The 14,413-nt window shown below is 60.6% G+C and carries 13 protein-coding genes and 1 pseudogene; 1 reads left to right on the top strand and 13 read right to left on the bottom strand.

Annotated elements, in window-relative coordinates; genetic code table 11:
* Positions 1–41: 41 nt before the first annotated feature.
* From ACLGGT_RS01265 to ACLGGT_RS01300, 8 genes are all read right to left on the bottom strand, one after another.
* Positions 42–1,067, bottom strand: a complete 1,026-nt coding sequence (locus tag ACLGGT_RS01265) for an endonuclease/exonuclease/phosphatase family protein (RefSeq protein WP_437194864.1) — start codon at positions 1,065–1,067, stop codon at positions 42–44.
* Positions 1,048–1,746: a molecular chaperone DjiA gene (locus tag ACLGGT_RS01270; protein ID WP_008280552.1), complete on the bottom strand. Its 699-nt coding sequence runs from the start codon at positions 1,744–1,746 to the stop codon at positions 1,048–1,050. The genes ACLGGT_RS01265 and ACLGGT_RS01270 overlap by 20 nt, the downstream gene beginning before the upstream one ends.
* A gap of 45 nt (positions 1,747–1,791) precedes the next feature.
* Complete coding sequence (locus ACLGGT_RS01275) at positions 1,792–2,271, bottom strand: GNAT family N-acetyltransferase (protein WP_008280553.1); 480 nt, start codon at positions 2,269–2,271, stop codon at positions 1,792–1,794.
* Entirely contained in the window at positions 2,268–2,879 is a 612-nt protein-coding gene (locus tag ACLGGT_RS01280; protein WP_437194865.1) for a VOC family protein, read from the bottom strand. Before ACLGGT_RS01280 ends, ACLGGT_RS01275 begins: the two co-directional genes overlap by 4 nt.
* Positions 2,880–2,883: 4 nt before the next feature.
* Complete coding sequence (murD, locus tag ACLGGT_RS01285; RefSeq protein WP_437194866.1) at positions 2,884–4,287, bottom strand: UDP-N-acetylmuramoyl-L-alanine--D-glutamate ligase; 1,404 nt, start codon at positions 4,285–4,287, stop codon at positions 2,884–2,886.
* A 104-nt stretch (positions 4,288–4,391) separates the two neighbouring features.
* Positions 4,392–4,976 carry an HNH endonuclease gene (locus ACLGGT_RS01290; RefSeq protein WP_437194867.1) on the bottom strand — a complete coding sequence of 195 codons (585 nt, stop codon included), beginning with the start codon at positions 4,974–4,976 and terminating at the stop codon, positions 4,392–4,394.
* Positions 4,977–5,146: 170 nt separating this feature from the next.
* Positions 5,147–6,967 carry an ABCB family ABC transporter ATP-binding protein/permease gene (locus ACLGGT_RS01295; protein ID WP_422000377.1) on the bottom strand — a complete coding sequence of 607 codons (1,821 nt, stop codon included), beginning with the start codon at positions 6,965–6,967 and terminating at the stop codon, positions 5,147–5,149.
* Positions 6,968–7,030: 63 nt separating this feature from the next.
* On the bottom strand, positions 7,031–8,149 hold the full coding sequence (locus tag ACLGGT_RS01300) for a LysM peptidoglycan-binding domain-containing protein (RefSeq protein WP_437194868.1): 1,119 nt from the start codon (positions 8,147–8,149) through the stop codon (positions 7,031–7,033).
* A gap of 103 nt (positions 8,150–8,252) precedes the next feature.
* Here ACLGGT_RS01300 and ACLGGT_RS01305 point away from each other — a divergent pair, with 103 nt between their 5' ends.
* Complete coding sequence (locus ACLGGT_RS01305; protein WP_437194869.1) at positions 8,253–8,804, top strand: TIGR00730 family Rossman fold protein; 552 nt, start codon at positions 8,253–8,255, stop codon at positions 8,802–8,804.
* On the opposite strand, the gene rarD is transcribed toward ACLGGT_RS01305, so the two are convergent.
* From rarD to ACLGGT_RS01330, 5 genes and pseudogenes are all read right to left on the bottom strand, one after another.
* Entirely contained in the window at positions 8,765–9,661 is an 897-nt protein-coding gene (gene rarD / locus ACLGGT_RS01310) for an EamA family transporter RarD (protein WP_437194870.1), read from the bottom strand. The two genes, ACLGGT_RS01305 and rarD, sit on opposite strands and share 40 nt — an antisense overlap.
* A gap of 423 nt (positions 9,662–10,084) precedes the next feature.
* Positions 10,085–10,684, bottom strand: coding sequence for a superoxide dismutase (locus tag ACLGGT_RS01315; protein ID WP_375553160.1), 600 nt, complete (start codon positions 10,682–10,684; stop codon positions 10,085–10,087).
* A 107-nt stretch (positions 10,685–10,791) separates the two neighbouring features.
* A complete protein-coding gene (locus ACLGGT_RS01320; protein ID WP_437194871.1) occupies positions 10,792–11,361 on the bottom strand; it encodes a sarcosine oxidase subunit gamma in 570 nt (189 codons plus the stop codon).
* Positions 11,354–11,797, bottom strand: a complete 444-nt coding sequence (locus ACLGGT_RS01325; RefSeq protein WP_437197384.1) for a glycine cleavage T C-terminal barrel domain-containing protein — start codon at positions 11,795–11,797, stop codon at positions 11,354–11,356. The genes ACLGGT_RS01320 and ACLGGT_RS01325 overlap by 8 nt, the downstream gene beginning before the upstream one ends.
* Positions 11,774–14,364: pseudogene (locus ACLGGT_RS01330) on the bottom strand (2Fe-2S iron-sulfur cluster-binding protein); the annotation flags it as partial. The gene ACLGGT_RS01325 and the pseudogene ACLGGT_RS01330, both read right to left, overlap by 24 nt.
* Positions 14,365–14,413 lie beyond the last annotated feature (49 nt).

Here is a 14,413-nt window from a genome sequence, read left to right on the forward strand (position 1 = left end):
TCATACAGATCATATAATCGCTCCGAGTGTCGAATTTAAGATCACAATTCGAGATCGAGACTGACAGGAAAATGATCCGACGCCATGAGCAGGGCATCGCGCAATTCTTTGTTGTCCCAACAAACCGGATCATCGAACGGATGCCAGATGCGCCAGACCGGCCGGCGCGCCATGAGATCAGGCGAAATCAGGATGTAATCCAGCAATGCCTGCATATACCGACGCTGGTCGCGCAAGTAGAACCTTGCCGAGGTATGGACCACCCCAAACCGCTGAAAAAGCGCGCCGCGCGCATGCGGATCATAGAGCGCGGCGGCTGCGTCTTGCCCTTCGCCCATGATAATCTCGACCGACGAGCGCCCGAAAAGATGCTCGTATTCATCAAGACCCGGACCATCGTTGAGATCCCCCAGCACAATTAGAGAGTCATCCGTTGCAAGATGGGCCTCGATCCTTTGACGCAGCCACACCGCCTGCGCCAATTGCTTGCGGCGATTGGTAATCCCGATGCGGATCGCCTCATCGCGCCCCACGGCACCATGGGGGGCCTTGGATTTGAGATGCGCCCCGATCAGTCGGGTTACCCGACCCGAGATCGTGGTCAATTCCACCTCGAGCGGCGGTTTGGAAAACTCGACCCGATCTGCGCGATCGTCGATGTCTAGGTCAATCCGGAACACCCCGTCAAACCGCGGTGGCATATCCCCGCCCGCTGTCGTCGCACCTTGCGGATCATGCCGCGCACTCAGCACGTCAGGATCATACAGCAGCGCCAGTTCTTGTTGGGTGTCATTGGCAAAGCCGATCAGCGCCCGCCGCGCCCGAAGCTGCATCAGTTTTGCAAAACTCTCCAACGCCTTGACGGTGCTGCGTCGGCCATTGTCATCCGGCGCCTCAACCACCAGCACCGCATCTGCATCCAGAGCGGTAAACACGATCCCGAGCGCGGCAAGCTGGTCGCGGCGTGTCACATTATAGCGCGCGGACCATTTGCCGTCGTCATGGGGTTGGCCCTGATCGTCAAAGAGCGCGTTGAACCATTCAACGTTATAGGTGGCGATCCGCATGAGTGCGGGCCTCGCTGATCTCTTCCCAAGCGCGGTTTATGTCCACCAAACGCCGCTCTGCAAGACGAACAGCCTCTGGTGGCACCCCGCGCGCCTGCATGCGATCGGGGTGGCTCTCTCGCACCAAATCCCGCCAGGCTTTGCGCACGTCTTCCATCGGCATGTCAGGGGTCACCCCCAGAACAGACCATGGGTCGGGCGTGGCATCTGGCACGAACCGCGTCCGCAGCGTGCGAAAAGACGACGCGGGCAGCGCAAAAATCTCGGCCACGCGCGCGAGGAATTCATCCTCTTTCGCGTGATAGACCCCGTCTGCCATGGCAATGTGAAAGAGCCCCTCCATCAGGTCACAGAGCGTTCCGGGCTGGCCTTCGAACATGCGCGCGATGCGACGGGCATAGTCCTCGAAACCGGCCACATCCTGCCGCGCGAGATTGAAGACGCGGGCGGCGTTTCCCTCATCCGCCTCAGCAATCTGGAACACCTCGCGAAACGCCGTGACCTCGTCGCGCGTCACCTGCCCGTCTGCCTTGGCCATCTTGGCCGAGAGTGCGATCACCGCGATGGTAAAGGCCACGCTGCGTTCTGGTGGCGTGCGAAGACGGTCGAAAACAGCACTCAGGCCCTCGCCATTGGCAAGGGCCGATAGGGCTTCGGAGATGCGGACCCAGATCGACATGGGCGTTACCCTAGACCCATTCACCGGCCCTGTCAGTGCAAACCGTCACAGGGTCTTTTGCAAAAGTACCAAATCCATCCAGCGGCCGAATTTCCGCCCCACTTCGGGCATACGCGCCACCTCTGCAAAACCGATAGCCCGGTGAAAGGCGATGGCGCTTACGTTCTCGCCGCTGACCCCTGCGACCAGCACATGCAGCCCTGCTGTGCGCGCCACGTCTTCCAGCCGCGTCATCAGTGCGCGCCCGACACCATGCCCACGTGCCTCGGGTGCCAGAATGACGGTATGCTCGGCGGTATGGGCATAGCCCGGCCCCGACCGGAACGCGCCATAGCTGGCAAAACCCAGCACCGCCCCCGCCTTTTCAACCACCTGAAACGCAGCGCCCCGGCTGGCTATGTCAGCCGCCAATGTCTCGGGTGTCTTTTCCACGGTAGTAAAGGTGACCGAGGTGTCACGAATAAGTGGGTTCCAAAAGGCTAGGATAGGGGCAATGTCGCGCGGCTCTGCCTGTCTGAGGATCATTGCAGCACCCTCACACCATGGGAGGTTTCAATTTCGGCCCGCAGACCAGCGGTGCCCGGCTCGAACACCACGCGCGCATCCCGCACTTGCGCTCCTATCATGTCACGCAATGTCGCCGCCTCTGGATGTGAAACGACCAACCGTCGCAACCGCGCACCCGAGGGCGCAAGCCGGGTCGCCGGATGCATCAAGCCCTGCCACTCGATCAACGCCGGAAAGAGATTGTCCATCGGGAGCACGCCAGTATCCGGCACCGCCATGCGCCACCGCAGATCACCCCGCGCCAGATCCACGGCCTGTCCCGCCCCGGGATATTGGATCAGCGCCGCCTCCAGATCCTCGACCGCGCAAATCCAGTTGTGAAGCCGCGGCGCGCCGCTGAAACGATCCAGATCGAACCAACGCGGATATGCTGGCGCAAGGGCGTCCGGATCAATCGCGATCACTTCAAGGTAAAGACCCTCTTCCAATCCCAACAAGAGGTTATGCGTGCCGAAATGCGCATGTTGGCCACCGGGCTGCAAGCGCAGCCCAAGCGCCGCCTCGACATACGCGCGCCCCGCCTCAAGGCTCTCTGCTGCGACCGCCAGATGATCGAGCTGGATCATGCCACTAGCCCCCAAGCTGCGCATGCACCTGCGCCATGAAATCCTCGCCGCGTTTTTCGAAATTGTCATATTGATCAAAGCTCGCCGCAGCCGGTGCCAAGAGCACCACATCCCCCGGCTCTGCATCGCGGACAGCGCGGGCGACCGCCTCGGACATCGTGGTGCATACCTCGGTATCGACAGCCCCCAACCCAATGGCGAACTGCGCCGCCTCGCGTCCGATCACATAGGCCCGGCGCACATGCGCAAGGCCGGGGGCCAGTCCGCCCAATCCGCCGTCTTTCTCGAGCCCGCCACAGATCCAACGGATATTGTCAAACGCCAAGAGCGCCTTGAGCGCGCTGTCGACATTGGTGGCCTTGCTGTCATTCACAAAGATGACGCCATCTTTTTCCGCAACCCGCTGGCTACGATGCGGCAGACCGGCATAGCTGTGGAATCCCGCCTCGATCACGCGGGGGGCCAGACCCAAGGTTCGACAGGCCGCATAGGCGGCGCAGGCATTCTGATGATTGTGCGATCCGGGCAGGCCCTTGACCTCACGCAGGTCGATCGACCCCACCTGACGCCCATGACGATATTCGCTGAGGAACCCCTTGCGCGCAAACACCGACCATCCAAAACCGCTCAGCTTGCGATCCACCGAAATACGGATAACGCGGTCATCATTCGGCCCCTCGGCCATCTGCCCCGCCAGATAGCGCCCCTCGGCCTCATCGACGCCGATCACCGCCCGGTCCGGCCCTCCTTCGGCAAAAAGCCTGCGTTTGGCGGCAAAATAGCCCCCCAATCCGCCATGACGATCAAGATGGTCTGGCGAAAGATTGGTGAATACTGCCACATCTGGCGTCAGCGCCCGCGCCAGATCAGTCTGATAGCTGCTCAGTTCGAGCACCACAACGCCGCTGTCTTCGGGAGGATCAATGTCCAGCACCCCGCGGCCGATGTTGCCCGCCAGTTGCGCCGCCCGTCCCGCCTCGGTCAACACATGGTGAATGAGGGCCGAAGTGGTGGATTTGCCGTTGCTTCCTGTGACGGCGATCACCTTGGGCGTCACGTCAAAGCCATCCCAATCATCTGTGGCCAACGAGCGAAAAAAGAGCCCGATATCATTGTCTACCGGAACGCCCGCCTCTTGTGCTGCGGCAATGACACGGTTGGGAACGGGATAGAGATGCGGAATGCCGGGACTAACGATCAGCGCCGCCACCCCGTCAAACGCAACGGCACGCGCCAGATCGACGATGGCAAACCCCTCGGCAGCGGCGGTGTCGCGCGCGGTTTCGCTATCGTCCCAGGCCAGCACCTCGGCATGGCCTGCGCGCAGCGCACGGGCCGCCGATAGGCCGGAACGTCCAAGCCCTAGCACCGCAACCTTGGCACCCGCATATCCTCTGACCGGAATCATCCTGCTCTCCCTTGGGGCCTTTGCCCCGCCGTCGCCTCTGGGCGCATATTTGCGCCGGGACCGGGGCAAGATGCAAGCGTTGGCCAGCAGACAAAGATCCCGCGTCAAGCGTCGAGTTCGGCATCCCAATAGAGGTAATCGAGCCAACTGTCGTGCAAGTGGTTCGGGGGGAACTTGCGCCCTTGATTGCGCAACTGCTCTGCCCCCGGCATACGCGGCGGTTTGCGCAGGCTTAGGCCCGATTGGCGCAGGCTTTTGGAGCCTTTGCGCAGGTTGCACGGGCTACAGGCCGCCACAACGTTTTCCCAGCTTGTAACCCCGCCGGACGCGCGTGGCACGACGTGGTCAAAGGTCAATTCGCCCTTGGAGCCGCAATATTGGCACATGAAGTCATCGCGCAGAAATAAATTAAAGCGCGTGAAGGCCACGCGCTTTTGAGGTTTAACGTAGTCTTTCAGCACAATAACCGACGGTATGCGGATCACAGTGCTTGGGCTTCGGACCCAGTGATCGTATTCGGCCACGATATCCACCCGGTCGGACCACGCGGCCTTGACCGCTTCTTGCCAAGTCCAGAGCGACAGCGGGTAATAAGAGAGCGGGCGATAATCCGCGTTCAGCACAAGTGCCGGGAAATGCCGCAAGGATGCAGGCTCTCTTACAAATTCGGTCCTGAAATCGCCGTCCATCTGACTGACTGTCCTCTCACCCCGGTCGTTGGGGGCGCAGGTGCCAGAGCGGGCACCTGACCCCGTCCTCACTTCACTATATATCGTCATTGCACCCTGACAAGTGCGATATGTAGCGCTTCATGACGGGATGTCTAATGGGACAAAGTAACTGTCCGATGACAGGTCGCTCAGGCCGCCTCTTCTGCATCCTCACTGGCCTGCCGTTGCCAGAGCGCGGCGTAGCGCCCCTGCCGTGCCAAGAGGTCTGAATGCGTTCCCTCCTCGACAACAACCCCTTGATCTAGAACGACAATTCTATCCGCATTGGCGACGGTGGACAGGCGGTGCGCAATCATGATCACGGTGCGCCCTTCGGCCGCACGCGCCAAAGCCCCTTGGATCTCCCGCTCGGTCTGAGTGTCGAGCGCGCTTGTCGCCTCGTCCAGCAGCAGGATTGGTGGATTTTTAAGCAAAGTGCGCGCGATTCCCACGCGCTGCTTTTCACCGCCCGAGAGTTTGAGGCCGCGTTCCCCCACTTGCGTCGCGTAACCCTCGGGCAAACTTGCGATAAAATCGTGAATCTGGGCCGCACGCGCGGCCTCTTCGATCTCGGCTTGTGTGGCCCCGGCGCGCCCATATCCGATGTTGTAGCCAACGGTGTCGTTAAAGAGCACCGTGTCCTGCGGCACCACACCGATAGCGGCATGAAGGCTTTCTTGCGTGACATCGCGCACGTCCTGGCCATCGATCAGAACACGCCCCGCCTGGACATCGTAAAAGCGGAAAAGAAGACGCCCGATGGTTGACTTGCCCGATCCAGAGGGCCCAACCACCGCAACCGTCTGCCCCGCCGGAACATCAAGCGTAACGCCCTTTAGGATCGGTCGATTGGTGTCATATCCAAAATCTACCGCCTCTAATCGAACGGCGGCACCTGTTACTTTTAGAACATCTGCACCAGACTTATCCTCAACATCCCCTTGTTGCTCTAACAAATCGAACATTTCGGACATATCGACCAGAGCTTGCCGGATCTCTCGATAGACGGTGCCCAGAAAGTTGAGCGGCATGGTGATCTGGATCATATAGGCGTTGACCATGACAAAGTCGCCGACGGTCATAGAGCCCGATTGAACCCCCACTGCTGCCATGACCATCACGATGACCAACCCGCCCGTAATGATCAGGGATTGCCCAAAGTTGAGAAAGGCCAAGGAGTAAGAGGTCTGAAGCGCAGCTTTCTCATAGCCAGCCATGGCCGCATCGTAGCGGTTGGCCTCGCGGCGTTCTGCACCGAAATATTTGACGGTCTCAAAGTTCAGCAGGCTATCAATCGCCTTTTGGTTGGCGTCGGTATCCTGATCGTTCATTTCTTTGCGCAGGCGGACGCGCCATTCCGTGACCTTGAAGGTGAAGGCGACATAAGTGCCGATCACGGCGACGACCACGACCAGATACCAGATATCGAAAATGACCGCGAGAACGATCCCGATAAGTGCCAGTTCCAGCACCAGAGGTCCGATGGAAAAGAGCAGGAACCGCAGCAGGAACTCGACCCCTTTGACCCCACGCTCGATAATTCGGCTGAGGCCACCCGTCTTGCGCGTGATGTGGTAACGCATTGACATTGAATGGATATGTTGGAACGTCTTGAGGGCAAGCGCGCGGAGGGCGCGCTGTGCGACGCGGGCAAAGATCACATCGCGCAGTTGCTGAAAGCTTACCGTCATGAGGCGCGCCATGCCATATGCGACGGTCAGGCCAACCGCCCCGGCCCCCAACATCCAGGCAGCGGATTGTCCCTCTCCGGCCAGCATGTCGACTGCGGCTTTATAGAAAAACGGGGTTCCGACACCGATCAATTTGGCCACCACCAAAGCCATCAGCGCGAACACCACACGGCGTTTGACCCAAGGCTGATCGGCAGGCCAGAGATAGGGCGCGACACGGCGAATGGTGCGCCAGCCCTTTGCAGGAGCGTCTGATGTCGTAATTCTGGCGTGGCGCATAGGCTGGCCTTTTCAATCCCTTATGGAGAGATAGCCCTGAGGCGGGGAGATTGCCAGAAAGGATTATTGTGGCAAGGCAAAGACTTGGCCGGGGTAGATGAGGTTCGGATCGCGGATGCGGTCGCGATTGGCCTCAAACACGCGGACATAGAGCAGACCTTCGCCATAGGCCTCGCGGGAGATTGCCCAGAGGGTTGAGCCGGGCTGAACGGTGATCGCACGGATTGGTGTGCTCTCTGCGGTTTGGGCGGCGGTCAGCACAGCCTGATCCTCGCGCTTGAAGGGGGTTTCCACCCGCGACGTCACCGCACCTGTGGTGTCAACCTCGTCGACGCGCAGGGTGTAGACACCGGTATCAACCTCGGGCAAGGCAGTTGCCCAATCCCCTGCGGAGGATATTGGAGAGGTCACAACCGGATCATTGTCAATATAAATCCGAACGAATCCAGTACCTTGCGCCCGGCCTGAGAGTTCGACATCGCCATCGGGGGAATAGGTGATCGCGTCGAGCGCGACATTTGACATGACATCGGGCGGCGTTTCCGCAGCGGGGGTTTGCAACACGCGCACACCGGTTTCATCGGTGAGAAGCACAGTTTGACTGGGTTGTGGAGCGTCTTGTGACTCGGCCAGTGGGGGCGAAGAATTCTCTTCGGATGCAACGGCTTGCACCTCGGAGCTTACAGAAGGGGCCGCAACGGGCACCGAAGCCTCGGCGTGGTCAACGGGAGTGGGCGCGATGATGATTTCATCTTGCGACGCAAGCTCTGGCCCCGATGGGTCCGAGCGCGTCCGCAGGGAGAGAACACGCGGTGCGGTGCTGGCGGGCAGATCGAGGAACTGCACGAATTTCCCTGCATTATCAGAGAGAACCGAGCCGATCATGACGTTGTCCAAAAGGATCGAAACCTGTGATCCCGGCTCTGCCTGACCGGCGATGATCATCTGGCCGCCGGGTTCCAACCGGAAGGTGTCGATGGTCGGTGCTTCGGGCATGAGCGGGGTTGGGGCAGGATCAGGCAGCGCGGGGGCTGGGGCCTCGACCGTTTCGACCACGGGAGATGTTTCTGGGGTGGGCGCAGGTTGAGCGCGGAACCAAAGAGCCGCAATAACAGCGCCGACCACGGCCAATCCGCCGAGCCCCATAACCGATCCAGTGCCTAAGCCACCGAATTTGCTCATATTTTTAAAAATCCCCCTCTCGCGGCGCTTTGGCCGGTTGTCCGAGAATAGCAACAAGGCTATCACGGGTCAAAACAACCCTGCATGTGCCCGGAGTGATTTCATGGCCGCGCGTTCTGTCTGTGTCTTTTGCGGCGCACGTCCCGGCCACGACCCTATATATATGCAAGAAGCAAAGGCTGTGGGCCAGATGTTGGCCGCAGAGGGCTGGCGGCTTGTCTATGGCGCGGGGGATGTCGGTTTGATGGGGGCCACGGCGCGCGCGGTTCAGGCCGCAGGCGGTGAAACCTTTGGCGTTATTCCCGCGCATCTGGTGTCTTGGGAGGTCGGCAAGCGGGATCTGACGCAATATATTGTGGTCGAGACCATGCATGAACGCAAGAAGGTGATGTTCATGAATTCTGACGCCATCGTGGTTCTGCCCGGTGGCGCGGGATCGCTGGATGAGTTTTTCGAGGTGCTGACATGGCGTCAGCTTGGATTGCATCAAAAGCCGATTTTCATCTTAAACACAAATGGATACTGGACACCCTTGATGCAGATACTGGATCATGTGGTGAGGCAGGGTTTCGCCGCTGAGAATGTGAAATCCTTTGTCCAGAGCCTTGAAACACCTCAGGATTTAAGGATCGCCCTGCGCGCCGCCCTGTCCTGACGGAGGCTGGCGGTGGTGTAAATCGCCAAAGCAGACCAGATCATGCCAAAGGCAATGGCATGCCAGAAGCTGAACATTTCGCGAAATAAGAGTGTTGCAACAAGGAATTGCAGGCTGGGGTTCATGTATTGAACCAGCCCGACGGTGGCCAATGTGATGCGTTTGGTGGCATAGCTGAACATGATGAGGGGGGACGCGGTGAGGATACCGGAAAAGGCCAAGAGCAGGCTGTCGTGCCAATTGGTGCCAAAGGCCCCGTGCCCGTCAGAGTGGAACCACCACAGAACGCCCAAGGCAATGGGGGACAACAACAGCACCTCGGCAGTGACCGAGACCACGGGGCCGACAGAAAGCCCTTTTTTAACAAGGCCATAGAAACCAAAGCTGGTTGCCAGTATCAGCGCGATCCAAGGCGGGACGCCAAGACCGATGGTCAGCGTGATCACCGCCGTCGCGGCGAGGGCCACGGCAAAAAGCTGAGCCTTTCCAAGGCGTTCGCGAAAGGCGATGGCCCCCAAGAGAACGGCGACGAGCGGGAAGATGTAGTAGCCTAAAGACGCTTCGACCGCTTTGCCGATCTGAATGGAGGTGATGAAAACGAACCAATTGGTCGAGATCATCAGCGCGGCAAAGCCGATCAAAAGCACCGATTTTCGCGCGCCAAGGGTTTGACGCAAAACGGAAATTCTCCCTTGAACCAAGAGCACGAGAGCAAAGAAAATGAAGGACCAGAGGGTGCGATGGGCGAGAATTTCAATGGGGGGGATATGATCGAGCAGCTTGTAATAGATGCCCGAGAGGCCCCAGACACTGCAGGTGGCGACCATCGCCAGAATACCCTTGGTCGCCTCTCGCATGTGATGTCCGTCCTTCAGATCCGTTGCCCGAGTGCTGCCGCATGTGGCGGGTGGGGGCAAGGGCAAACCTCAAGCTCTGTAAGGTTTGTAAGGTGATTTTGTAAGGTCTGGCGGCAGAGTCCGGTTTGCGCGGCCCTGCGCCTTAGAGAACGTTGGGTCTGATCGGAGTCACATCGCCTCGGGGCCTCCACCTCGCCTCGGCGAGGTCCCGGGTCAAGCCCGGGACGAGTGTGTTCTAGATTGAGCGCACCGCCCCCTAACTTCAGTGGGATGTTTAAAAGCGGTTAACATCACGGGCGGGAGCCGCGCGGCACCTTCGGTGCCAGTCGCGCGGGAACGGATGCGTAGCGGTGTTTCAGGACCTTCAAAAGCAAAAGCCCCCCACGACGGAGTGGGGGGCTTTGGCGTAAAACTGAAGGTCGATCACATCCGCGAAGCGACGTTTTCCCAGTTGACCAGATTGTCGAGGAAGTTGGTCAGATAGGCCGGGCGCTTGTTGCGGAAGTCGATGTAGTAGGAATGTTCCCACACGTCGCAGCCCAGGAGCGCTGTCTGGCCGAAGCAGAGCGGGTTGACGCCATTCTCGGTCTTGGTGACCTTGAGTGCGCCATCCGCGTCTTTGACGAGCCAGCACCAGCCCGAGCCGAACTGACCGGCACCGGCGGCGGAAAACACCTCTTTGAATTTGTCGACCGAACCGAAGCTCTCGGTCAGGGCCTTTTCCAATTCGCCGGGCATGCCGGTTTTGGTCGGGCTCATCATTTCCCAGAACTGGTTGTGATTCCAGAGCTGGCTGATGTTGTTGAAGATGCCCGACTGCGCCACGGCGGATTTGTCATAGGTGCCGGTGATGATGTCCTCGAGCGACTTGCCATCCCATTCGGTGCCCGCGATCAGCTTGTTGCCGTTGTCGACATAGGCCTTGTGGTGCAGGTCGTGGTGATATTCGAGGGTTTCAGCAGACATGCCGTGAGCGGCCAGCGCGTCATGGGCATAGGGAAGGTCGGGAAGTTCAAAAGCCATTTGGGCCCCCTGTTTGTTGAGGTTCTCGTTCCGATGCCCCTACATGGTGGGGCGACCCGGCAAAGGTCAACCCCGTATATCGGAGTTTTTCAGTCAGGAAGGCTTGGTCAGGCGTAAAGCCCGACCTCGCCGCCCGGTTGGGCCGAGACCTTGAGAAGTTCAAAGGCGTAGTCTGCGACCGAACGGAAGCAGATCAGGTGGAATGTGCCGGTTTCATCCAGCCAGAAGGCGGCCGGCACTTGTGCCATGCGGGTGCGGCGGAACATGCCGGGGGTGAACGCCTCGGGCGAGAGATCGACCGGGCAGAGCTTGGCCAGAACCTCGCGCGCGCCGCTGCCGGAGATCCGCAGGAAGGTGCGGGCGTCCGAAACGTTAACGGCAAGGAAATGCTGGCCCTTGAGCGCGGCTTCGATCCCGGCGATTCGCGTGCTCACCTCGGCGTAGGGGCACAGAAGCAGAAGTTCGTCGGGTGACATCCAGAGGGCGGCAGTGCCCTTGCCCATCAGCGCCTGACGCTGGGCGGGAACATCGAGGTCGGTGGCGGATTTGACCGCAGCCTTGATCCCGGCGCTGGCAAGATCGCCGCGCAGGGTGATCATGCCGGTCAGGCCCTGATCCGCGATGGTGGCGAGGCCCTGATAGTTGGCCCCCTTGAGGGCGGTCACGGCGTTAGACATTCTGTTTCTCCCCGTCCTTATCGAAGAAAATCGGATCGACGATCTTGGCCTTGATGATGCCGCCGTCCACCTTTGGGAAATCGAGCACATCGCCCATGCGGTCCGGGCCATTATGCACCAGACCCATGGCAATCCCGCGCCCGAGGGTGGGCGAGAAATAGGTCGAGGTGACGCGGCCTTGGGTCATGCGCTGACCATTGGCGTTGTGACCGGGGGCGGTGGCATAGGCCCCATCGGGCAGAACAGAGCCGTCGAGCGTTTCCAGACCCACCAGTTTCCAGCGGTTGGGATCGGCCATATGCGAGCGTTCCTGCGCGCGTTTGCCAAGGTAGTCGTCTTTTTTCTTGGAAATGGCCCAGCCCATGCCCAGGTCTTGCGGGATCACCGTGCCGTCGGTTTCATCGCCGATCATGATGAAACCCTTTTCGGCGCGCATGACGTGCAGGCCTTCGGTGCCATAGGTCGTTACGCTATGCTCTGCCCCGGCCTCTAAGAGTGCATCCCAGAGGGCGCGGCCTTGGCTGGCGGGAACGGCCAATTCATAGCTGAGTTCCCCGAGAAGGAGATGCGATAGGCGCGCACCGGCATGCCCGCGAGCGTAAGATCCGCCCAACCCATGAACGGCAGCGCGTCATTGCTGAGATCATCGGTGGTGAGTTTCGCCAGCGTTTCGCGGCCCTTGGGGCCGACGACGGCGATTTGCGCATATTGCTCGGTGACGTTGGCGGTGTAGACCTTCCAATCCCACCATTCGCATTGCAGCCAATCCTCCATATGCCCGTGGATCGATTCCGCGCCGCCGGTGGTGGTGTGGCAGAGGAAGGTGTCTTCGTCGATGCGGGCAACCACGCCGTCATCCATCAGGAAGCCGTTTTCATTGCACATGAGGCCGTAGCGGCATTTGCCGGGCTTCAGGCTGCTCATGACATTGGTGTAGAGCATGTCGAGGAAGCGGCCTGCGTCCGGCCCTTTGACGATGATCTTGCCCAAGGTGGAGGCATCAAGCAGGCCAAGGCGCGCACGGGTCTGGTTGATCTCGCGGTTGACGGCGTCGCGGTGGGTTTCCTCGCCCTTGGGGAAGCAATAGGGGCGTCGCCACTGGCCGACGGGTTCGAAATGCGCGCCATTGGCCTCGTGCCAGCCATGGATCGGGGTTTTGCGGATCGGTTGGAACACGGCGTCGCGCGCCGCCCCTGCGATGGCCGACAGGGAAATCGGCGTATAGGGCGGGCGGAAGGTGGTGGTGCCGGTCTGCGGGATGGGCTGGCCAAGCGCATCCGAGAGGATCGCCAAGCCGTTGATATTGCTGAGCTTACCCTGATCGGTTGCCATGCCGAGCGTGGTATACCGCTTGGCATGCTCGACGGATTCGTAGCCTTCGCGGGCGGCCAACTGGACGTCGGACACTTTCACATCGTTCTGGTAATCGAGCCAGGATTTCATCCGCAGCTTGATATTGGCGCCTTGGGGCATGAGCCAGACCGCCTCGAGTGCCGCCTCATCTGTGGCGGTGGCGGTGGGGGCCTTGGTGGATTTGGGCTTGTGGCCCATGGCCGCCGCTGCCGTCTTGCCTGCGGTGTCGGCGTCGGTGAGCGTGGCCGCGAGATCAAGGTTGCCGTTGGCCGAGCCTGCGACGACCACAAACGCCTCTCCTTTCGCGCCGCGCGGGGGATTGGCGGGGTCGGGGCGGAAATGCGCCTGCGCGCTATCCCAGAGGAGTTTGCCGCCGCAATGGGACCAGAGATGGACCACCGGCGACCAGCCACCGGACATGGCGACCGCGTCGCATTTGATCTCTTCCAGCACAGCGCCTTCGCCAGCCTGGGCGCAAATGGCGACGCCGGTCACGCGCTTGCCGCCTTTGACCTTGGCGATGCCCTTGCCGTTTTCGACCCGGATACCAAGCGCGCGAGCCTCTGCCGCAAGCGCGCCGCCGCCCGATTGGCGGGCATCAAGGATGGCGGGGATTTCGAGGCCGAATTTCTTGAGCGTGATCGCGGTGCGGTAGGCGTCATCGTTATTGGTGACAACCACGGTGCGGTCACCGATGGAAACGCCGTAATTCACCGCATAATCGCGGATGGCAGAGGCGAGCATCACGCCGGGGATGTCATTGCCTGCAAAGCTGAGCGGGCGTTCAATCGCGCCGGTGGCGGTGATGATCTGGCCTGCGCGGATGCGCCAGAGGCGGTGGCGGGGGGTATCGGTGCTGGGCGCGTGGTCATTCACGCGCTCGTAGCCCAAGAGATAGCCGTGGTCATAGACCCCTGCCCCCATGCAGCGCAGGCGCAGGGTGACATTGGGCATGTCGCGCAGTTTGGCGAGTGTGGCGGTGATCCAGTCCTCGGCGGGCTGGCCGTCAATCTCGCCGCCGTCAACCGGCGCGCGGCCGCCCCAATGGGCGGTTTGTTCCATCAGCATGACCTTGGCCCCGGCCTCGGCTGCGGCAACTGCCGCTTGCAGACCGGCCACGCCGCCGCCGATCACGGCCACGTCGCAGAAGTGATAGAAATGCTCATACCGGTCAGGATCGCCGGGGTTGGTGGCCTTACCCAAGCCTGCCGATTGGCGGATGAACGGCTCGTAGACATGCTTCCAGAAGGGGCGCGGGTGGATGAACATCTTGTAGTAAAAGCCCGCAGGCAGGAAGCGCGCGAGATGCGTGTTGACCGCGCCGATGTCATACTCAAGGCTGGGCCAGTGGTTCTGGCTGGTGCAGGTCAGACCGTCGAAAAGCTCGGTCGTGGTGACGCGCTGGTTGGGCTCCATGCGGGCCCCCTCGCCCAGATGGACGAGCGCGTTGGGTTCTTCGGCCCCGCTTGCCACGATGCCACGCGGGCGGTGGTATTTGAACGAGCGCCCGACCAGCATCTGATCATTGGCCAGAAGCGCCGAGGCGAGTGTATCGCCGGCATGGCCCTTGAGGCGTTTGCCGTTGAAGGTGAAGTGAAGGGCGCGGCCCTTGTCGAGGAGGCGGCCACCCTTGGCCAGACGCGTGCTCATGTCTTAAACCCTCGTGCCCGGTGCGGGCGTGGTGTTGTGAGTATGTTTG

Source organism: Roseovarius sp. MS2, from assembly GCF_051447875.1.
GTDB classification, from domain to species: domain Bacteria; phylum Pseudomonadota; class Alphaproteobacteria; order Rhodobacterales; family Rhodobacteraceae; genus Roseovarius; species Roseovarius mucosus_A.